The organism is Acinetobacter sp. CIP 101966 (assembly GCF_000369725.1).
GTDB classification, from domain to species: Bacteria; Pseudomonadota; Gammaproteobacteria; order Pseudomonadales; family Moraxellaceae; genus Acinetobacter; species Acinetobacter lwoffii_Q.
On sequence record NZ_KB850159.1, the window covers coordinates 205,021 to 224,397 of the forward strand.

A 19,377-nucleotide genomic window follows, 5' to 3' on the forward strand; every position below is an offset into this window, starting at 1 on the left:
TCGCTAGGCAGCCGCATAGGTAGCCATAGGTGTAAAGGTTTGCACAAATCTGCTCGCTGAACTTTTTGGTGTGACTTCAACTGCGCCAGTAGCATAGATAATGGTGCCTTGCACTTGACCACGGCTATTCACTAAATTCCCCATGGTGGCATTCACCGGCACATCTGTCAGGGTTACAGACCCTGCAATCCCCTCACTGCTTTGAAGTGGAATTTTTAACTCAACACTATTTGGCTGAATTGCTGGTCCGGTACCAATGGTAAAGGTCAGCTTTTGATTTGCAGGCGTAACATCCATCTTGGTTTGTTCAAGTGAGGATCCATAGTTATAGATCACGGAGAAAGCTGTTCCTTTTTGAGGCAACTTGTTTGGAATGATCTTGCCAATACCGGTTGCATAGTTGATTTCACCTGTAGCATCACCAGTAAACTTACCCTGCGCATTAGAGGTTGCCGTTTTCTCTTCACCTTCAAGCATCCAGTTAATAGTTATGCCCGGCAACACACCTGGTCGTCCTAAATCAAAATCAAACGCAGCTTTTTCAACAGTTAAATTCGAGCGCACAAAAGTGACAATCGGTGTACCCCAGTTCAGCAGGATCGGCGTATCCACATCAGGCAGTGCGCCAGTCGTTAATAGCCATGAGCCGGTTTCATAATTGATCATGCCCGAACCAAATGACGAACTCGCAGCCTTTAACTGCCCCGAGCCATCATCTTTGAGTTCATAGAACTTGCCTTGTGACATATACGAGATTGACAAAGCGCCTGGTGCTGGAATTGGAATCAATACTCCGGTCCAGTTGGTACTCTGATTATTCTGAGTCACTGGAATGGCGTGACTTTGGTAATACTGATTTGGTGCAGCTGCCGGCTTAAATGTAATATTCAGGCTTATAGTTCCAGCTGGTGCTGCTGCAGTCCATTGAATCAAACCACGCTGATAATCAATCGTTCCAACCTGAGTGCCTTGAGTGTTTTTAAGCAATCCGCCTTGGTCGGTAATCTGCTGACCCTGCAAGGTGAAAGACATACTCGACGGAATCGCTGCTGAACCGATATACAGGTTCTGACTGACACCAATCACCATATTCGGATAATTGACTGTAATCGTGCCTTCATTACCCGCTACCAGCACCACGCTTTCGCCAGCAGCATTCACATCAATAATCGGGGTTTCGGTCTGGGCGGATGGAATGAGTTGAGCAAAGATACTTTTAGCATTGACTGTGAACTCACCCACGTTTGCATCAGATGCCAGCGCTGTCGATGAGTAATACAGGCCGGTATCAGCCACAAGTGTGTCACGAATAATGGTCTTGGATTTCTCACCGTTGTACCACTGCCGAGCAGACAAACCAACAAAATCAATTTCCAAAGCATCATTTAATGAGTAAGTGGCAATCTTGTATTCCACGTTTTTGCCATCCACTACCATAATGGCAGTGCGAGTCTCAACTTTTGTGATGCGAACATACTGTTCACGCTCCAAAGCCTTACCTTCATCACTGATCAGGACAATCGTATCGCCCACTGATGATTCGGTTTCTTGTGGAAACATAGCCACCTGAAGTGATGACATGCCTTTCCAGTGCGTATCCAGTGGTGTGCCAGCAATCTGACCGCCTTTAGCCAGGTAGTTTTCCACCCGGTTCTGTGCTGACTGGCGCTCATCCGTCCAGTTCTTGGTACTGAAAAGCAATGCCGATACGTTTGGATCTTCTGGCAGTTCAGAGACAAATACTGTTGCTCCCATGAGTAAATCAATATCTTCAGTCGTGACTGCCGGAAAGACCTTGCGCATGGACACATCGCCCATGGTGCGATCCATTTCCGACACATCATTGAATAGGTTATTACTGATACCATCCTGGACCACAACACCGGAATACTTACCACCGCCATCAGAGTTATCAGTCAAGCGTTCAGACTTGTAGATCACTAAATCTTTAGTTTCAATCGCCATCGTCTAACTCCGTAAAGCGTAAAGTCACATTAAAATAATCATCCAGTGATACCGCTGGAATTCCTTTTACCGGTGCGGCCTCTAAAGCCCCATCCTGGTGGTTAAATTTGACGGTGAATTGCCGGCTATCATGTGGTTGCTCAAACTGCAGTCTGAAATTTTCATTCTGCAGCTTGGACCATTCCAAAACAGTCCGTAGTTCACGTAACTTGATCCAGCCCATTTGCGGATCTGCCGGCTGTAAAGTGATTGGCCGGCCCGACTTCTTTTTGCCTTCCTGAATATGCAAAGTGCCATCCATGGCATAGGCTTGATTCTGCTCAATAGCCTTCCAGGAGAATTCATCAGGCCATAAAAAACCGTCCTCTAATGGGACGGTTTCTGATGTGCTTAAGCGAATGAGTTTCATGTTGATTTCGCTATACCTTTTAATTGGTTTACCAGGCTGGTCATCACATCCTTTTGGCTTGCATCGCCTGTAAGGGATAGGGTTTGACCTCCGAATTGAATGTTGTAATTCACACTATCACCACCCTTACCATAGTCTTTAGTTGATGGTACGGAAGGAATAGACGGCGCATAGTCATTTAGGCTACTAGATCCGATTGATCTACCATTCTTGCCAACATACTGCTCCAGCCGTTCAATCTGCTCCATAACATACATGGCATTACCAAGAGCCTTCTGGTTGTCATAGGCAGTGGTCCCATACTTTCTCTTGACCCACTCATTGGAAGCAGATTTGTAATAACCACCCGCCACTGGTTCGGCATCTTGGAAGAGCTCTTTGGCTTTTTGCTTGGTATCACCTTCATAACCAATATCCTTAAGTCTCTGTTCAATTTCTTCAACAGAAAGCCCGTGTTTAGCGGTCGTTCCGGTTTTGGATGCCTTCATCTTGCCCTGAGAAGCCATGGCTGCTTCCGTTGCTTTGCGAGCTTCTTCCCACGCTTCAGTAGTATCGTTACCTGCTCTAACGCCTCTACGGCCTAGATCATCGAAGCCATCACCCGCATTACCTGTGGCATTACGAACACGGTGTAAGCTTTCTTCCACAGCATTGTTGGCTTTCACTGAAACTTGGCCGGTTTCACTTACCTGGATCGATAGACCTAGTGAAGCGGCTTTGGCATTTGCTGCAGCAATACTTTGAGCATCACCCGAGGCATAAGCTAGTTGAATTGTTTTTTCATAGGCCTTTTGAAGATCCGCTTGGGTAGCCTGGCCACTCTGGCGTACTGTTTCAAAATCAGCCAATGCCATTTGAGCTGACAATCGAAGTTGCTCTTTGGTTTTAATACCGAGACGCTCAAAGGCCTTCCCTGTTTCATCCAAGGTATCAGGTAGCTTAGAAGTAGCTCTCTTTATTGCAACAATACCTAATTCAACCTGCTTGGTTGAGAATACCCCTTGGGCCTCAAACTCACGCATTTTTGCATTTGCTGCATCAATCTCCGCCTGGCTTTTGGCCTTGCTAAGCCAATCCTCCCATGCCTGGTAAAGAACATCACCAGCCTGTTTGCCGGTATACCCTGCCTCACCCAACTTGGTCTTAAGTCCATCCAGTTCATTTCCGGAACTAGAAAAAGACTTAGAAACTTTATTTAGCGAAACATCCAGATCCACACCAAACAGCTTAGCAGCAGCAGATGCTCTTGAATACGCTGTTTCAGCCACCTGACCGGATCCAGTATTAGCCTTATTGAGTTCAGCTATACGTAAATCACGGTTTTGGGCTAGCTCAGCTTCTTTGGTATTAATGGCATTAATTGAAGCTTGAGCGGAGGCTAAGGCATTTAGATCACCAGTCTTCTTGGCTTGCTCAATCTGTTGTTCCAGGAGTGCACGTTCAGCTGCAGCCTGTTTCTGATAAGCCAGATATTCCTCATCGGCTTTCTTAACATTCTCCTTGGCCAGCTTGAGAGCTTCTTCCTTTTTAGCAGCACTTTCGGCAGCCTGCTCTGCACTATGGCTTGCCTGAACACTAACCTTTCCAGCCTCATCAATAGTGACGATATAGCCTTTGGTTAATAGATCGGCCTGCATCACGCCGTCCATAACACCGCCATTGGCTTTGATAGCTGCCTCGGCATAAGCCTGAGCAGAAGCCAGCATATCCTTATCTAATGCGGCTTTATTGGCTGCATGCTCCTTTTCGCGGCCCTCCAGTTCATTAGATTTCTGAATGATTGCATCAATGGTCGACTGGTTGCCATCCTTGCGCGCTTGATTTAATTGCGCATCGATGGCAGAACGTTCTGCTGCCAAATCTTTAGACTTTTGGGTAAATTCTTGATTCTGCTTTGCTAGTTCTGCAAAGGTGGCATTGTTGCTCTGCAGGGATTCTTGGTTTTTCTGATCTTGGGTCTTTCCAATGTCTTCAATAGCAGCAATACCTGCAGATTTAAAGCCCATTGCACCAGCAGTTGCACGGTCATAATAGTCCTGTGCTTTCTTGGCCATTGCATCCATATCTGCAATAGCCTGATCCTTGGCATCGCCCCATTTGAAATTGGCTTTAAACCCTATCCATGCAGCACCAACATCATAAAACACGCCAGCAAGCAGGTTGGCAACTATACTAATTGCTTCAAAACCATCACCAATGAATCCAAATACTACATTGAGAGCCTGCAAGGCTTTGGTGAAGCCATTAGTCTTATCTGTTGCTGTATCTATGCCGCTTTCAAAATTAAATATTGCTCCAAGCAACGTATCAAGCTGGTCTACGGCGATTCCAATTCCATTGCCTAAAGAACCAGCCATGGACTGAATAGTCTCGTAGGTAGTGCTTAATGCCTCTTTAAGTGCCTCAATTGTGGCTGGATCGATTTTTTTAAGCTGATCCCCTACCCAGATAAAGCCTTCACCAATATCTTCGAGTATGGTCTCCACCACACTCATATTGTCAGCAAGAGTTACCAGCCACTGTGCTACCGTTGCTGATGCGCCGTTTACCTGGTCCATCTCACCGATTAGGATTTGCCACTGTGTAGCGATTCTCTGTAAAGCATTGCCGATGGTGGTAGGAAATTTTGCATAATCAGCCTCAATTGCTGCTGATTGGCTTTGCAGGGCCTTAATAACTTTCTCGGCCGATAGTTCACCATTCTCAGCCATTTTACGCAGTTCACTGGTGGTTACACCTAATGACTGAGCTAAGGCCTTAGAGATGCCCGGAGCCTGCTCCATGATTGAGTTAAACTCATCACCACGTAACACACCTGATTGCAATGCTTGCGTGAACTGGGTAATTGCTGCATCAGCTGCAGCTGCCGATCCACCACCAGTCTGAATGGCCATATTAATTGTTTTGACCAGATCAAGACTTTGCTGTTGGGTCATCCCCATCTGCTTACCGGTATCATTCACTTTCGTAAATAGACCCGCGGTGGCATCCAGACTTGAGTTGGTCATCAACGCAACTTGGTGCACCCCAGCCATGGCTTGGGTGAAGTTTCCACCATCACTGGTTGCAATGTTGATTCGAGCTGAAAGGTTGGTATAGGAATCCGCGGCCTCTGCTAATTCACGAAGGCCCAAACCAATACCAATACCGCCCATAACCCCAATAAGGGCGGTAAATCCGGTTTTTAGTACCCCTATTCCCTTCTGTGCCGTCTGAGCAGCTGTATCCGTTTCTTTTAGGCTTGTATTGGCTTTGCCCACTTCTGCCTGAAATCCATCAAAAGCCTGATCTGCTTGCTGTACTTCTTTTTCTAGTTGGTCAACCTGGACTTGTGCTTTTTCAATATCTGCAGGTGAAGCTTTAGTTTTTGAAAACGCTTCAAGGTTTTGCTTGGCTTGAGCTAAATCCCCTTTAAGTTGGCCCAAAGCTTTTTCGGTTCTATTACCAAAATCAGTAAAATTCCCTGCTGTAGATTTTGCGTTGTCACCAGCATCTTTGATAATGCCTGTAGCAGCATTTAGGGACTGGGTAAGCTTGTCTGCTAACTCACTGGTGCCTTTAGGAATAATATTTCCCATCTCTTTGGAAGCATCAGTGGTTGCTTGTTTTAAACGCTCTGATTCTTGCTTTATTGCGCTAAAAACAGACTTTGCCGCATCTTCGGACTGCTTGATATTGCCAACAAATCCTTTGGTGTCGGCATCCATGATTAATTTGAATGTTAAATTCTTACCAGACATGCTGACCTCTAAATTTTAGGCATTAAAAAAGCGCCTTGAGGCGCAGCAGATATAAAAAACCGACCTCTTATTGGGTCGGCTTACTTAAGAACTTCTATTAATTTTGCTATGGCTTGTAGTATGGGTGCTAATTGCCATGTCCCTACACCTACAATCACCAAGAAACAGACAATGTAGGTCCAGCGCCTTAATGCTTTACTTTCTGATAATTGATTCATTGCTTTATCAACCTTTAAATCTAGGTTAAAATTCATCTATGGTTTGCTTCCTTCTGCCATAAGGTTGTGAACACAAAAAAGCCCGTGACTCGTAATCATGGGCTTTTTGCTTTTTTTGGGTATAAAAAAAGCCCACCGAAGTGAGCTTATGCAATAATTAAAAGAGTCTATTGGCTAGATTGCAGCATTCCGAGATTAAATGCATCTACCGAGTCTATGTTGACTATTATACTTGTTTGGCTTGAAGGAACTTTAACCCCATTCACCCAATACGCAGCATTTTTTAGATGAAGATATTGAAGTTCATCCATTGGCGTTTCTGGAATTTCGCCTTTTTCTTCGACTATCTGTGCATCAATAATATCTATATGATGTTTTAAGATTACATTCTGTTCGAGAGTGAAAAACTCACTTCTTGATATTAATTCACCACTAATCAACTGGCCATTTACACTTAAAGTAATAGGTAGTGTTTGCTTCTTTTCTACAACGATAGAATCATTTGCATTAACAACAAGCACTCTTAATAAACCGTTTTTCATATTTATCCCTATAATTTTTTAAACCTTGCTGCAATTTCTCTTCATGTGATAGAGAAATCTTTTCGCCTTTTGTACTATATAATCAATTTTCAGGTTAGTTCTAATCCTTAACCATAATTACACGCAAGTTGTTATGAAGGGCTTGAGAATCTAAAAGCGATTCTCAAATATGAGAAGCATCAAAAAAGCACCCTAGGGTGCTTTTGATTTACGATACTTTTTTATCAGCATCATCTAATTCATCGAGAAAATTATTTACTTGCTGTCTGAATTCCATTGGTCGTGAAATATATGGAATTGGTGCATGTGAGCCACCCACCCCTTTAACTACAATAGACCCAAAATTAAGAATTCGCCCCAAGATGCCTTGATCGACCCCTAAACTTTCAACACGATTTACTTTTAATTCAATTGTATTTCTTCGAATTAATCCAGACTTAGCAATGATACGTCTATTTGTTAGAGCTAGCTCTGTTGTTAGAACATGTATAGCAGCTATCCCAATTAAAATTAGTCCGATAAACAAAGAAACTCCGCTCTTTGATCCCAGCGCAGATAAAATAAATAGCCCCCCGAACAACAAATACCAGAATTGAGATAACCATGTCACTTGTGCTTTGATAATGATTTTCTCATCTCTAGCCAAGTTCTCTTCAATATAACTTCCCATATGACCCCTTATAAGTATTGATTTAATATGGCCATACTACTGTTTGCTTATTTCTTTATCAATCAGAAACCATTTCTTTCTTAAATGACTCAAAACCTTTCTTATCAGACTGGGCTACACGCGCTGCAACGGCGTTATTGAAGACTCCCTGCTTATACAGCTTATTTGCAGCCTTAACGTAGCCTTGGAATGCACCATAGGTCATTTCCATGATTTCGCTATGCTGATGGCCCATTGATACTAGAAACTGGAATGAATCAAACCAGGTGGAGTCATCTTTCTTTTTGATGCCGCGTTTTGGCTTTTCGTATTTGAAGTAAGCCTGGTTGATCAGAAGCACTGCTTTAAGTAGCTCTTTAAATCCTTGCTCATCAGCGGCAAGTTCTACCAGTGATTCACTGTCCAGATCGGTAACGCACGCCATGGTCGAAATCACCTGCACGCCATGAGCTTTGAACAGCTCTGTCAAAATCTCATCTGAATGATTTTGGTCTTTGATGAAGTTCTTTAACGACTCAGCATGCATTGCCCAGGTGTCGAAGTCTTTCATCTGGATCTGACGCACTTCAATGTCATTGATTTTGATGCTTCGATTTGTTGCTAGGAAAAAATCATTCATGATGATGTCTCGATTTAAATTTTAGGCATTAAAAAAGCACCCGGAGGTGCTTTTCTTTTACCGTTGATAAAGGCTAAATTCTATAAAGTCCAACTACCACCTTGTCCCATCTCATACACGATGAAAATTAAGGCTACTACCATTAGAATGACAACAATGATTTCTGTTTTTGTTAGCATTTTCGGTGCTCCACTTTTCATTATTCATATGATAAGCAAAGCAAACAATTTATAACATAAAGATTACAAAAAAATTATTGGATGTTACAAAGATTTAGAAGTTAGGGAAGTTTCTTTAGAGTGTAGCTACCTACTGAAGCATTCAAACATTTCGTTAAGCAACTCAACAAAAAGTTTCAACCGAAAAGCATTCTTACGCAAACCTAGAAACCTATAACTTTAGACCTGAATATCTTACATATCCCGACATAGCTGCTACATCCACGATTTAAATCATTCTCTACACTGAAATTAAGTCTTAGAAACGTAGAGGAAATTCAAATGAAAAAGTATTCGAAAATTCTAATCTTAGCTTTAATGGGATTTACCGGTACCGTTGCTATCGCAGCTGACTCGATTCCAATAGAAGCCACTGCTGCAGCTGAAGCGCAACAGGTTGCTTTAGAGTATGGAAATGAAAAAGATCAAAAATCTGAATCATCTGGTGAATAAAGTAAGGCCCTCAAATGAGGGCCTTATAATTATTTATTCCAACTTGGCGTACAAGCACTCTTCCATGACAACTCAAATTGCTTTTGATCCGTCTGATTTTCTACAAGCACTATATTTTTCTGAAGCACAATGAAACGTTGAAAACCAATATCTGTGCCGTCTGCTTCTTTATAGCTTACCTCTCCACACTCTCCTATTTGATTGCGGAACTTAGCTGAATCAGGATTGGGAATGAATTCTTTTGTAGCTTCTTTTGCAAATTCGAGCTGTTCCTTTTTGATTGTTTCTAAATCAAGATGCTGACCAATAGATTCCCCGTGTCCACACCCAGCTAAAATCATAATAAAAAAGAATAAGCTTAAATTTTTCATAATATCCCCATGTATTAAGGGCGACACTTTACATTAATTTTCAATCTTATTTAAAGCCTCGGGAGAGTGGATTTGTAAAGTTATGTTTTACTATTTTAAGTCTTTTTAAAATTGACCCTATATAGCCAGGTGAAACTTCCACTTATCAAAAAACCGCCCCAAAGGCGGTTCTTAGCTTACTAACTTACTGACATACAAGATAAATAAAAGTAGAAATAATTATTACGGCTAGGATGGAGACAAATATTTCTATTTTAGTCATAGCAGTTTTATTCTTAACATGAACTGAATATCTTTTATATCCCCATCAGATGAAAATTAGAATAACAAAAGATTACATAATCTTTATTTTTTACTATTTATTAAGTTTCATCTTAAATGTTTTAAGACTTATTACTATAAGGCAGGCACAAAAAAAGACGCATAGCGCCGTGGAGTTCTTTGTGCCTGTATGGTTTATGGGTTTATGCAGCTACGCTAAAACGCTCAATATGACCAAATACACTTAGCTCTTCATCATTAGCTTTAGAGATATCTGCCAGTGCTTCACCTTCAATTGAATAAGATCCGAAGTCCTCATGAATTAGATCAAACTCGGTATCTGGCGAAAATTCGACGCGCCATAAAGTTAAGATCACCTTATCGCCTGTAACAGTATCAATGCCTTTAAACAGCAAGCGATATTCATTACCTAGGTTAGTTGCAATTGTAGTACGTGTCTTAGCACCGGCTTTGGCAGAAAACTTAACTGAACCAACAATAGCTTCATTAAAAATGACTGTGCCGTAAACTGCATCCAGTACATATTTATCTGAAGTAATGGCAACATCCGAGCTGTCTTTAAAATCCACTTCACTTAAATTGCGGTGACCTAAATCAATCATGGCGCCAGCTTCTACAGCACCCAGAGTAATATCAGTCAGCTGAGTTTCAGGGATTTCGATTGATTTGCCACTTAGGACCATTGCTAAGTTTTGCTTTGTTACTTCTTCAAGCGTACCAGAGATAGCCACTGCAGTTTGTTTGCGTAGTACCGCATCCTTAGCACGGAGGCCGGTTTTACTTTCATAGTGATCCGTGGATTCACTAGAGATTGCAATCTGTAATTCCGGTGTATTACCAACGGGCAATAAGGCAGATGGCACACTATTAACCATCTTCGCCAAATGAAGCTCACCTTGAAGCGAGATTAAATCTGATTTAACCATTACTTTTCATCCCCTGTGGTTTTCTTGGCTGGAGCAGATTTAGGTTCAGGTACTTCCTGAATCACACCATCTGCCACTAATTTTTTAATTTGAGCATCGTCCAGTCCGCCAACGACATCGCCCTTTTTAAAGCGACCGACAGGCTGCGTTGCCTTGTATTGTTTTGCCATGACTGGCTCCTAAATGAATTTTTGTGATTCAAAAATTATGGTGATGTATGCAAAGCCTGGACTATACCCATCCCGAACCGAAATCATTTCTAGTGCCGTTCGTGATGCCTGAGGCTGCCAGCCGGAAAGCAGTTGAATCACCTTCTCAGTCAAAAACCCCGCTTCATCACTTACAGCACGTCCATCGGTCATTTGAGATTGAGCATTGCGACATGCCACCGTAACCGCCCATTGCTGACCGATCTGGTTGATACTTCCACGACCTGCACTTGCCTTTTTATCTATACGAACAAAATTGACGTGTGCCGACGGCGTGACTTGCGACATCTCTGTTACGCTGACTGAATTCAACGGCGTATAGATCTTTAGAAATTCTGGAATCTCTTTCAGTTTTTCTGCAATCTCATCACGCACCGCGAAGAAGGTGCTCATCTATAAAACTCCCGACAATGTCTAAGACTTTCGCCTCATCTTCCGAATTAATACCAAGAAAAGTACGGGATGGAATGTTCACCTCTTTTACTTTTCGATATTGCCCTGCCACCGCAAACGTAATGTATTGACCGTTCTTAGGGGTGATATGAGCACCATAATGAAAAACATGCGCATAGGTTTGATTAGCACCCCACTCTACGCCATTGCTCAGAACGTTGTAGCTCATACCATTGAGTAAATGCCCATCATTACGTCCTGTCTCCCCGCCTTGCAAGCGAGCACGCCATGAAACCTTCCATGGATTACCGTCAACATCATGTTGATATTGAAATCGCTTTCTTGTCGCATAAAGCATGGCATCGCCAATGTCGTTAAACATCTTTGACTTATCGACATCGAACTGGTTTAAGCGAGCAAGGATTGCTTCAATCGGTGAACTATCTGCCTGAATGGTTATTGCAAAAGCCATAAGCACCTCACTTCATGCTGGGCATTTGATCCAGGATAGAATCCCCAAATACGCCACCGGTATATGAAGTACCGACCGGTGCTGTTGAAGGTCTGCCTTTGGGTTGGTCGTCGCTAATTTGGTTACTGGTATCTAAAATTGCCAGTGAGTTTTTGCCATCCCGTACACCCTTTAAGAAATCTATCGCCATCCTGTAACGGACTTCGGTAGCTTCAGGTGCTTCCTCGAAATAAAGTTTATAGCGAGCAATTTCACACACTATTCGCTTTAAATTGTTAGGCACATTTGGCAAGGGTAATGGGTAGCGTACTGCTAGATATCCGTCCACTTCCTCACAAGCATCTTGCAATGCTGTCTCTAATGGATCTGGAGCATCAGCAGGAAACATGAGTGCAAGGTTAAGTACGTTTTCACCAAATCGAGCGACTAAATCAGCTTTAGTCGCATACATAAATCACCTATTTGGTTTCGTCAGCAGGCTTTGGATCTGCTTTAGGTTTTGCAGCAGACTTTGCCTTTTCAAGTTCAGCCACTTTAGCTTTTAGCTCGGTAACTTCTTGATCTACCTTTGCCTTGTCAGCAGCTGCTGTCTGATTGGCTTCGGTTAAGGTTTTATTCGCAGCTGTCAGTTCAGCATTGGCCTTTTCAAGCTCAGCCAAACGTGCAGCGGTATTGTCTGCTTCTGGCTCTTCCGGCTCCTGATATTCTTCAATAGCCCCAGATGCTAAAAGGGCCTGAAGTTGTTTAGCTTCAAGCCCTTTGATTTCATCACCTGGCATAAAGTGCCCGATGGATTGTTTTGCTGTGTACTTCGGCATGTCTTGCTCCTTATAGAGTGATAAAGCCAGTACCACCAACTACACCGTTCTTATTAGACGGCACAACCAGTGGAGCAGATTCAGTCATCAGCATGATGCCGCTTGGATCTTCGCAGTACCACTGACGATCAAAGTATTGCTGAGCAACGCCGTTGGCCAGCATGTTTTTAATCTTACAGTGAGCAACTGAACCATTGGTATCAGAGATCAAAGAGAAGTAATCCTTAGGAATAAAACGATTCACCTTGCCCTTGTTGCGGTAAGTTGCGTCATATACCCAGAATTCGATTCCATCAAAAGTACCTTTGAAGGTCGCCGATTCCTTAACACCAAAACTTGGATTCACTGGAACAGAAATACCGGCATACGGCGTGATGAATTCTTTTTTGAACTCTTCATTGTTCCAGAGAGCCGCCCAAACCAAGCCAGACATAACAGACAGCTTAGCTTCACCACCATCAGCAGCCAATTGACGTTCAAGCATGGTGCGAATATCCGTTACTGGCTTGGCACCCGCTTCATTCCATTTGACCAACGGCGTATATGTCAAAGAAGCATCACGACGGTAATCCACCAGGTTGTATTCATAATCATCGGAGTGAAGCGCGTATTTACCATTTTTCAGTAAATCAATTGCCATCATGAGGACCGAGTTATCAATCGCATCATGGTTACGCTTCATTACCGAGATCTGAGCAATGATCATTTGCTCTTGCTCAGACAGTCGCTGGTTGCCAGTAGAGATGATGCCTGCGGTACGTAAACGTTCCAGCAAGGCAATTTCAAAAGTTTCAGCCGGAGTGACTTGGTTCTTTGGCTTGTAGTAAGCCGGTTTAACATGGCGTACTTCACCAGATTGAGTAGTATCAAATGGCTTACCAGGCTGTTGCGGAGATACCAGTGGTGCCAGATCATGTTCGGCAGATACTTCAGCCAAAGGTACATCATCACGGGTGAATAACGGGCGATTTGGGAAAAGCTTGTCTAAAAGCCAGGTATCCATCGGACGGTAATTCGAGTGAATCAGTGCGAGTTCACCCACATCAAGAAGTTCGAGGGGAGTGCCCTCAAGATTAAAAGACTGTGGCATGTTAATTACACCTTAGAAAGTTCGATTTTGTTTTTAGTTGCCTGTGCACGCGCTGCGTCATATTGAGCAGTAGTCAGCAAGGTTCCATTTACAGATACAGCTTCAATACTGAACACTCCGCCGTAATACACTGGAATTTCGATTCCATCAGCGGCCTTGATTGTGGCTTCTGCAGCCGACACATCCTGACCGCAGATTACATCCCATGTTTTTTCATCAGTAGCATGGGCCAGCACATTAGTATCTGACAGCGTTAATAGATCACCGTATTTAAATGCTGTAGCGGTTGGCACCTTGGCATTAGCACGACGTAATTTTTCATTGTCCAGGATCAGTCGTTTTGAAGTGACCGAAATAGGCGGTACATAGTGAATAGCCATGAATTATTTCCCCTTTTGTTCTGCAAATGCTTGTGCACCAGAAGTGAATTTGTGAGTGTCGGTATTATTCGACTGGCCACCCTGCCCCGGATTGGCTTGATGAGTGAACAAGTGAGCAAATGCTGGATTCACACTTGGTGTTTGTTGTGCCTGTGGTGTAGCTGGCGGCTGTTGGCTACCTGCCGAGAACTGACGAAGTTGCTTAGCCGTGAAGGCAAAAACTGAATCGTCCATATTGGTATAAGCTGTTTTATCTTCAGCACTAAACTGTGTTTTCAGCTCAGTTTCTAAAGCTGCAATTTCATCAGCACGCTTTTGTGCTTTGAATTGCTTAAGTTCAGCTAGGGCATTATCACGTTCACGCTCTGCCTGCTCTTTGGCCTGTTGTGTTTTTTCTAATTCGGTCACGTCTGTGTCCTCTTTGGTTGGGTTTGGGTTTGCTTTGCCCGAGAAGGCTTTGATTGATGTGTTGCGATCAGCACCGGTCGAGCAGATCGTAAATTCACGAATACGGTTTTGACGGAAGATTGTGAGCGGGCCTTCAAAGGATTGACCATTCACAGTGACTGTCTTGCCTTGAGACACTTCTTCAATCGATCCCGGATCAATCATCATCGACATCTGGAACGGGAAACCATCATCAGAGTCCTGGACAATTTCCTGTGCTTTGGCATTAGTGAGGAAATCACCAGATACATCAATCTTTCCGTTTGTATCTACCGTTTGAACAACACCGATTCGACTTGAGCCAAAGTGTTCTTCTAATAAGGCTGTCGGCTTATCAATCTCGATACCATCAAGATCAAAGACCACGCCAGAGCGTCCCCAATACCAGTGACCATCTACACGACCACCGGCATAGGCAGTGCCTTTGAATTTTCGTTTTTGCCCTTCTTCGGCTTTCGGTACTTCGATTGCTGAGGCATTGAATAAATACTTCAGCCGTTCTTCATTTGGATCTGGCATTTTTCATGCTCCATAAAAAAACCGCCCAGAAGGCGGTCATATTCATTTTTAAATTAGTTTAATAAAGGCTTTAGTGTATAAACCATTTGCCCTTCAACCGTCTCAATCGAAACAACCTCAAAAGATAGCCCCATCGGCATGAGAACACCATTACCAGCATTTAACATATCCAGATCAATGCCCAGCCCTTTAGCATTCTCAATCTTAATCACGATATCTGAAGCTGTATCAGCCATCAGCAACGGCGCATTCAATTGAACTGTCTGCCCCACCTGATAAGCCGCTACTTGATTAAGTGTCGCAGCACCCACTACGGTTGAAGCCGTATTGCTTGCCACAGTTTGAATCGCTGCCATGTCTGCACTCAGCCAGCGCTTAAGTACATCATCAGCTAGTGAGCCTGTAGCAGAGTTTAAATAGCCAGTCAGTGCGGCATCATTTCCCTGCACATAGTCCAAGAAGGTGCGAATCGCACTTGGTCGAATGCTTGGATCAAGTGGTATTACTGTATTGGCCACAGTATCGAATAAGTCCCTAGTCTTTTCATCCATCGGAGCAAACAGACTGGTGAGCTTTTTACTCACCGTCCATTCAGCCTTAATAACTTCTTTCTGCTCGAGGAGATATTCCTTATCCAAACTTGAAGCACTGATTTTCTTATCCACCAGTGATTCAAGTTCACCAAACTGCAATGGGTGAGAACTCCAATCCAAAGCCTCGGCAATTTCTGGCAACAGATCATCAGGTGTAATACCGTATTTCAGTGCCTGTTTCTCAGTTAAGGCAATCACGGTGCACCGGCAACGAAAGCCTAAAGGTGGATAATGTGTCAGCCAAAATGGATGATCAATCGGTAATACAATCCGGTTCAGAGCCAAATGACTAGGACGTACCCGGCTATCATTGATTGCCGAGTACATCAGATATTGTCGCTTGGCCTTATTTCGTTGCTGTTGTTGCCACCGACCATGACCATAAGCATTTTGGATATTGGTACGAAATACATTATCCAGGTAGTGCTTTGGCAGAATGATTTCAGATTCTTCAATCAGCTTCTGAAAATCTTTAAAAGTACCGCCGTCGGCAATTGATTTATTCACGGCCTTAATAACCGTCTCAATCTGCTCAAGACTCGATAAAAAGCTAACCGTAGTTGCCATCTGTCGGGTCTTTAAGTCCATTGAATAGAACTCATCAGGTAGCACGATCTTTTTATTGTGAGCAAATCGAAGCGCCTCAAGGAATGTGACTGGTTGCATAACTTACTTCCCGTTTTGAGCCGTCACATATCCCAGTACATCCGCAGCATACAAAGCCTGATCCAGATTGGCCGTGAACTGAGTCTGAGTTGCATCAGGTATTAACTGCATCAAGTTATAAGCCAAGCTTTCAGGGCTATCAGACTTGAATACCAACTCCTTGACCTGATCCGGTTTCAGTAGCTGTAATTCATCCTGGCCGTCAGTCAATTCTTCAACTTCTTGCTGTTCAGGTGATAGTTTGTTTGCTGATGCTTTAAAGTTGAATGCTTGGCGAGGTAATGCAGAGAATTGAGTATTCGCCGGTAGCTGCTCAGAACGCATTTTGAAGTGCTCAGGCTTGATGCCATACGTCTCAATTACATACTGATCAGTAAACTCAACACCTAAGTTTTTAAGCTTTAGGTCACGCTCAACTACTTTGACATTTAAATCCTGCTCACCACCCAAAATAATCGTGTGCTTTTCAAATCCATTTAGGAAGCAAATTGCATCAACAATATCCTGAAAGGTCGGGGTGATCATGCGTAAGTCGGAGTTACGCTTATCCATCCGTACATTTTCATGTACTTCACCCAGCGCACGACTCCCTGTGCCATCAGTTCCCGATGTGAGGGTCTGGCCTAATACAACCTTCTGAATACGGCGCGTTAAAACAGTATCAAATGCCTCAAATGCTGAGCTACCTGCACCCGAGAAGTTTGTACCTACTGTATTTACATCATCTTCAGATCCAATCGAGATAACTGATTGTGAATGAGCATTTAGTAATGCCGAGGTCATGGCATCAATATCATCTTGGGTTCGACTGCCGCCACCCACCTTACCCACAAGTAACGGAGATCCAAATCGCTCTAAGAACTTAACCCAAAACTTAGTGGAGTTTGTTCTAAAGAACCATAACCAATACAGCTTTGATAGTAGTGGATCGCCATAGGGTTGTTTGAATGAAGGCTTGCGTCGAGTTAAAAAGAACTTTAATGGCCACTTCTGAAATACATTGATTTCTGTATTGGCCTGTGGCTCACGATAAATTAGTTCACCGTTATTCTTTGGCTCAAACCACTCAAGTGGCTTCACTTGAATGCCATTAAGTGTAAACCTGCCATCCTCAAGAACCTGGTAATTGGCCTCCATGACTGAGTAGCCAAATGGGCATGCTTCCCATGCACCGGTGATAATTTCATTGTGCCAATAAGCAACCTGCTCCTTTAAAAACTCGGTTTGCTCCCCATGATCCTCTTTCAATCGCCATGGCGCATTAATCACCGAATCAAGCCGGGTTTCCATAGCCTGGGATATTTCATCATCTGCCATGAGCACACTTAAGCGCTGTCGGGTAACCCCAGCCTTGCGCAAGACCTCATCAACATCAGCCGCACGCCCCATACTGAATGCCAGTTTTTCAACAGCAACTTCGGTCAACAAACCGGCTGATTTTGGCTTGGTCTCTTTCTGCTTGTTTTTGGATTTTGCCATATTAAAAACCTTGATTAAAAACTGCGTGAGCCACCCCCGCCCGGTCTTACTCGTGGAGGTTCATTTAATTCATTAAATGCATCACTACCAGCATCCACCTGGTCATCATGCTTACCATTGGGAAAGTTGCGTAATTCCTCAATGAATGCCTTGTTCCAGTCGCCGCGCAGCATTTTCACATTTCCTACGTTGACTTGGGCTGCAAAAGGCTGAGCCCGTGTAATCTTATCCCCCGAGACTGTTTCAGCTTTTACATTGAAACCAGATAACTTGGTAATAAAGTTCTTTGCTTGAGCTTTACCTGCCTGACCTGGATCCTGAGGTAATCGAATAGCAACTGACTTACCATCCAACTCCGCAGTTTGCTTAATACGCTTTTCAACGCCATCAGGGCCTAACTGTGCATGCTGCACATCGACGATATAGATATACCCATCTCGGCTTTTCGCCTCACGTACACCTGCTGTAAAGTCACCTTCATTTTCAGAAGAAGCCAAGTCCCATGCACGTACTTGATGAGTGATATCCGCAGGTAGCGCATCCACAATTTCAATATTGTCAGGTTTAAAAAAACCACCTGCTGGTGGTGATGGTCGTTGACGATATTGGCCAGCAAAAACATACGGCGCTGCCAGCTCCATTCGTTCAAGCGTTTCAATGCTGTGTTTCTCTGGCCATAGCGCTGATCCATCAGGCTGAATGGCTGAAAGCTCAAGATGCTCCCATTCTTCACCATTACCGCCGTCAAGTAGCCAGCCTGCCAAATCTTCCTCATGCAAACGCTGCATAATGACAATAATGGGTGTGTCTGGTGAGTTGGTACGAGATTCAAGCGTATTCTGAAACCACTCAATTACACCCTTACGGATCGTATCTGAACGTGCTTCACTGGCTTTATGTGGGTCATCGATAATGATTGCACCGCCAAATGAATCTCGAAATTTACCAGCACCAAAACCAGTAATGGTACCGCCAGTACCTTGTGAATAGCAGACACCACCTTTTGCAGTGCGCCAGTCATCTTTAGCTTTACTATCATCACGTAATGCAAAATCAGGAAATACACGTTTGTATGCTTCTTCCTGTACTAGGTTTCGCGTCTGGAAGGCATTATTGGCTGCAAGTGTGGCTGAGTAGCTGACATGAATAAACTCACTGTCAGGCGCTTTGCCAAAACACCAGGCCATGAAATTAATCACTGCGAGCTCAGTTTTAGAATATCGGGGTGGAATATTGATAATCAGTCTTTTAGTTTCGCCCCGATACACCTTCATTAATGCATCACATACCACACGGTGGTGCCAGTTATGTAGCCACTTGTACTTGCGCCGTTCCTTAAACATAAAACGTGAAAAGAAATACAGATCCTCTTGAGCTTCAATCTGTATTGCCAGTTCACGTGCTGGGTCAGTATTCATCTAAGACCTGCTCCCTTGCTTTCAGGTAGCTATCCGTAGGTACATTCTGATTGATGGTTTCTATTGGCTTACCGTCTTTACCAGTGATTTCCTGTCGGTTGGTATATTTACCACCCATATCTTCGGCAGCCTGCTTCAAAATATTCAAAGCGGCTACTCGATTCTTGCCATGCTTTTGATATTGATTTTCTAAACGCTGAAGTCTAACAGTCAAGTTTGCAATAGGAATATTTTGAGGTTTTTCCAAAAAGTCTTTTCTGGTTACTTCAAACTCAGCTTTCAATTCATCGCTTAGATTTTCACCTGCACGCTTTGTTGGATCATATTTTTCACATTGCTGCTTTGTAACCTGCACCCCGTAATCTTGGTTGACGAGTTCCGCTGTTTCGGTAGGTGTGTTAAATCTGGCAAGTGATCGAACTATAAAGAGTTTTATCTCTTTTTTAAGAACTGCCATATCCTTAATCCTGTCAACCTACG

22 protein-coding genes are annotated in these 19,377 nt (G+C 43.4%); 1 reads left to right on the plus strand and 21 read right to left on the minus strand.

All coding sequences use genetic code 11. The features are described 5' to 3' along the window. Positions 1-3: 3 nt before the first annotated feature. From F891_RS03840 to F891_RS03865, 7 genes are all read right to left on the minus strand, one after another. A complete protein-coding gene (locus F891_RS03840; RefSeq protein WP_005262199.1) occupies positions 4-1,965 on the minus strand; it encodes a hypothetical protein in 1,962 nt (653 codons plus the stop codon). Next, on the minus strand, positions 1,955-2,374 hold the full coding sequence (locus F891_RS03845; protein ID WP_005262201.1) for a hypothetical protein: 420 nt from the start codon (positions 2,372-2,374) through the stop codon (positions 1,955-1,957). The genes F891_RS03840 and F891_RS03845 overlap by 11 nt, the downstream gene beginning before the upstream one ends. Beyond that, positions 2,371-6,114 (minus strand): tape measure protein, encoded by a 3,744-nt coding sequence (locus tag F891_RS03850; protein WP_005262203.1) that lies wholly within the window; start codon positions 6,112-6,114, stop codon positions 2,371-2,373. Before F891_RS03850 ends, F891_RS03845 begins: the two co-directional genes overlap by 4 nt. Positions 6,115-6,194: 80 nt before the next feature. After that, positions 6,195-6,368, minus strand: a complete 174-nt coding sequence (locus F891_RS18010) for a hypothetical protein (RefSeq protein WP_004279628.1) — start codon at positions 6,366-6,368, stop codon at positions 6,195-6,197. 131 nt (positions 6,369-6,499) lie between these two features. Then, positions 6,500-6,874 carry a hypothetical protein gene (locus F891_RS03855; RefSeq protein ID WP_005262205.1) on the minus strand — a complete coding sequence of 125 codons (375 nt, stop codon included), beginning with the start codon at positions 6,872-6,874 and terminating at the stop codon, positions 6,500-6,502. Positions 6,875-7,082: 208 nt separating this feature from the next. After that, complete coding sequence (locus F891_RS03860) at positions 7,083-7,544, minus strand: PH domain-containing protein (RefSeq protein WP_004893891.1); 462 nt, start codon at positions 7,542-7,544, stop codon at positions 7,083-7,085. Between the two features lie 58 nt (positions 7,545-7,602). Beyond that, positions 7,603-8,163 (minus strand): hypothetical protein, encoded by a 561-nt coding sequence (locus F891_RS03865; RefSeq protein WP_005262209.1) that lies wholly within the window; start codon positions 8,161-8,163, stop codon positions 7,603-7,605. Positions 8,164-8,663: 500 nt separating this feature from the next. Here F891_RS03865 and F891_RS18015 point away from each other — a divergent pair, with 500 nt between their 5' ends. Beyond that, positions 8,664-8,834 (plus strand): hypothetical protein, encoded by a 171-nt coding sequence (locus tag F891_RS18015; RefSeq protein WP_005262212.1) that lies wholly within the window; start codon positions 8,664-8,666, stop codon positions 8,832-8,834. 29 nt (positions 8,835-8,863) lie between these two features. On the opposite strand, the gene F891_RS03870 is transcribed toward F891_RS18015, so the two are convergent. The 14 genes from F891_RS03870 to F891_RS03930 all read right to left on the minus strand — a co-directional run bounded on the left by F891_RS03870 (position 8,864) and on the right by F891_RS03930 (position 19,354). Further along, positions 8,864-9,205, minus strand: coding sequence for a hypothetical protein (locus F891_RS03870; RefSeq protein WP_005262214.1), 342 nt, complete (start codon positions 9,203-9,205; stop codon positions 8,864-8,866). 464 nt (positions 9,206-9,669) lie between these two features. Beyond that, positions 9,670-10,413 (minus strand): phage tail tube protein, encoded by a 744-nt coding sequence (locus F891_RS03875; RefSeq protein WP_005262215.1) that lies wholly within the window; start codon positions 10,411-10,413, stop codon positions 9,670-9,672. After that, positions 10,413-10,583: a hypothetical protein gene (locus F891_RS18020; protein WP_005097140.1), complete on the minus strand. Its 171-nt coding sequence runs from the start codon at positions 10,581-10,583 to the stop codon at positions 10,413-10,415. The genes F891_RS03875 and F891_RS18020 overlap by 1 nt, the downstream gene beginning before the upstream one ends. 9 nt (positions 10,584-10,592) lie before the next feature. Beyond that, complete coding sequence (locus tag F891_RS03880; RefSeq protein ID WP_005262217.1) at positions 10,593-11,015, minus strand: phage tail terminator protein; 423 nt, start codon at positions 11,013-11,015, stop codon at positions 10,593-10,595. Further along, the gene (locus F891_RS03885; RefSeq protein WP_005262218.1) at positions 10,990-11,487 is read right to left on the minus strand and encodes a phage virion morphogenesis protein; all 498 of its coding nucleotides are present in this window, start codon (positions 11,485-11,487) and stop codon (positions 10,990-10,992) included. Before F891_RS03885 ends, F891_RS03880 begins: the two co-directional genes overlap by 26 nt. A gap of 7 nt (positions 11,488-11,494) precedes the next feature. Further along, a complete protein-coding gene (locus F891_RS03890) occupies positions 11,495-11,938 on the minus strand; it encodes a gp436 family protein (protein WP_004893875.1) in 444 nt (147 codons plus the stop codon). Positions 11,939-11,945: 7 nt separating this feature from the next. Continuing rightward, entirely contained in the window at positions 11,946-12,305 is a 360-nt protein-coding gene (locus F891_RS03895) for a hypothetical protein (RefSeq protein ID WP_005262219.1), read from the minus strand. Between the two features lie 10 nt (positions 12,306-12,315). Beyond that, a complete protein-coding gene (locus F891_RS03900) occupies positions 12,316-13,395 on the minus strand; it encodes a major capsid protein (protein WP_005262220.1) in 1,080 nt (359 codons plus the stop codon). Positions 13,396-13,400: 5 nt separating this feature from the next. Continuing rightward, complete coding sequence (locus F891_RS03905; RefSeq protein WP_005262221.1) at positions 13,401-13,775, minus strand: hypothetical protein; 375 nt, start codon at positions 13,773-13,775, stop codon at positions 13,401-13,403. A gap of 3 nt (positions 13,776-13,778) precedes the next feature. Next, positions 13,779-14,741 (minus strand): hypothetical protein, encoded by a 963-nt coding sequence (locus tag F891_RS03910; protein WP_005262222.1) that lies wholly within the window; start codon positions 14,739-14,741, stop codon positions 13,779-13,781. Positions 14,742-14,794: 53 nt separating this feature from the next. After that, positions 14,795-16,000, minus strand: coding sequence for a phage head morphogenesis protein (locus F891_RS03915; RefSeq protein WP_005262223.1), 1,206 nt, complete (start codon positions 15,998-16,000; stop codon positions 14,795-14,797). 3 nt (positions 16,001-16,003) lie between these two features. Then, positions 16,004-17,479, minus strand: a complete 1,476-nt coding sequence (locus F891_RS03920; RefSeq protein WP_005262224.1) for a phage portal protein family protein — start codon at positions 17,477-17,479, stop codon at positions 16,004-16,006. A gap of 14 nt (positions 17,480-17,493) precedes the next feature. Continuing rightward, positions 17,494-18,897: a phage terminase large subunit gene (gene terL / locus F891_RS03925; protein WP_005262225.1), complete on the minus strand. Its 1,404-nt coding sequence runs from the start codon at positions 18,895-18,897 to the stop codon at positions 17,494-17,496. Continuing rightward, on the minus strand, positions 18,887-19,354 hold the full coding sequence (locus F891_RS03930) for a DUF2280 domain-containing protein (protein WP_005262226.1): 468 nt from the start codon (positions 19,352-19,354) through the stop codon (positions 18,887-18,889). Before F891_RS03930 ends, terL begins: the two co-directional genes overlap by 11 nt. Between the last annotated feature and the right edge of the window lie 23 nt (positions 19,355-19,377).

Excerpts from the sequence above, each read along its gene's own strand:
- F891_RS03850 (WP_005262203.1), bottom strand. The coding sequence starts at position 6,114 with ATGTCTGGTAAGAATTTAACATTCAAATTAATCATGGATGCCGACACC.
- F891_RS03880 (WP_005262217.1), bottom strand. The coding sequence starts at position 11,015 with ATGAGCACCTTCTTCGCGGTGCGTGATGAGATTGCAGAAAAACTGAAA.
- F891_RS18010 (WP_004279628.1), bottom strand. The coding sequence starts at position 6,368 with ATGAATTTTAACCTAGATTTAAAGGTTGATAAAGCAATGAATCAATTA.
- F891_RS03930 (WP_005262226.1), bottom strand. The coding sequence starts at position 19,354 with ATGGCAGTTCTTAAAAAAGAGATAAAACTCTTTATAGTTCGATCACTT.
- F891_RS03890 (WP_004893875.1), bottom strand. The coding sequence starts at position 11,938 with ATGTATGCGACTAAAGCTGATTTAGTCGCTCGATTTGGTGAAAACGTA.
- F891_RS03920 (WP_005262224.1), bottom strand. The coding sequence starts at position 17,479 with ATGGCAAAATCCAAAAACAAGCAGAAAGAGACCAAGCCAAAATCAGCC.
- F891_RS03885 (WP_005262218.1), bottom strand. The coding sequence starts at position 11,487 with ATGGCTTTTGCAATAACCATTCAGGCAGATAGTTCACCGATTGAAGCA.
- terL (WP_005262225.1), bottom strand. The coding sequence starts at position 18,897 with ATGAATACTGACCCAGCACGTGAACTGGCAATACAGATTGAAGCTCAA.
- F891_RS03845 (WP_005262201.1), bottom strand. The coding sequence starts at position 2,374 with ATGAAACTCATTCGCTTAAGCACATCAGAAACCGTCCCATTAGAGGAC.
- F891_RS03865 (WP_005262209.1), bottom strand. The coding sequence starts at position 8,163 with ATGAATGATTTTTTCCTAGCAACAAATCGAAGCATCAAAATCAATGAC.
- F891_RS03910 (WP_005262222.1), bottom strand. The coding sequence starts at position 14,741 with ATGCCAGATCCAAATGAAGAACGGCTGAAGTATTTATTCAATGCCTCA.
- F891_RS03900 (WP_005262220.1), bottom strand. The coding sequence starts at position 13,395 with ATGCCACAGTCTTTTAATCTTGAGGGCACTCCCCTCGAACTTCTTGAT.
- F891_RS03895 (WP_005262219.1), bottom strand. The coding sequence starts at position 12,305 with ATGCCGAAGTACACAGCAAAACAATCCATCGGGCACTTTATGCCAGGT.
- F891_RS18020 (WP_005097140.1), bottom strand. The coding sequence starts at position 10,583 with ATGGCAAAACAATACAAGGCAACGCAGCCTGTCGGTCGCTTTAAAAAG.
- F891_RS03905 (WP_005262221.1), bottom strand. The coding sequence starts at position 13,775 with ATGGCTATTCACTATGTACCGCCTATTTCGGTCACTTCAAAACGACTG.
- F891_RS03855 (WP_005262205.1), bottom strand. The coding sequence starts at position 6,874 with ATGAAAAACGGTTTATTAAGAGTGCTTGTTGTTAATGCAAATGATTCT.
- F891_RS03870 (WP_005262214.1), bottom strand. The coding sequence starts at position 9,205 with ATGAAAAATTTAAGCTTATTCTTTTTTATTATGATTTTAGCTGGGTGT.
- F891_RS03875 (WP_005262215.1), bottom strand. The coding sequence starts at position 10,413 with ATGGTTAAATCAGATTTAATCTCGCTTCAAGGTGAGCTTCATTTGGCG.
- F891_RS18015 (WP_005262212.1), top strand. The coding sequence starts at position 8,664 with ATGAAAAAGTATTCGAAAATTCTAATCTTAGCTTTAATGGGATTTACC.
- F891_RS03860 (WP_004893891.1), bottom strand. The coding sequence starts at position 7,544 with ATGGGAAGTTATATTGAAGAGAACTTGGCTAGAGATGAGAAAATCATT.
- F891_RS03915 (WP_005262223.1), bottom strand. The coding sequence starts at position 16,000 with ATGCAACCAGTCACATTCCTTGAGGCGCTTCGATTTGCTCACAATAAA.
- F891_RS03840 (WP_005262199.1), bottom strand. The coding sequence starts at position 1,965 with ATGGCGATTGAAACTAAAGATTTAGTGATCTACAAGTCTGAACGCTTG.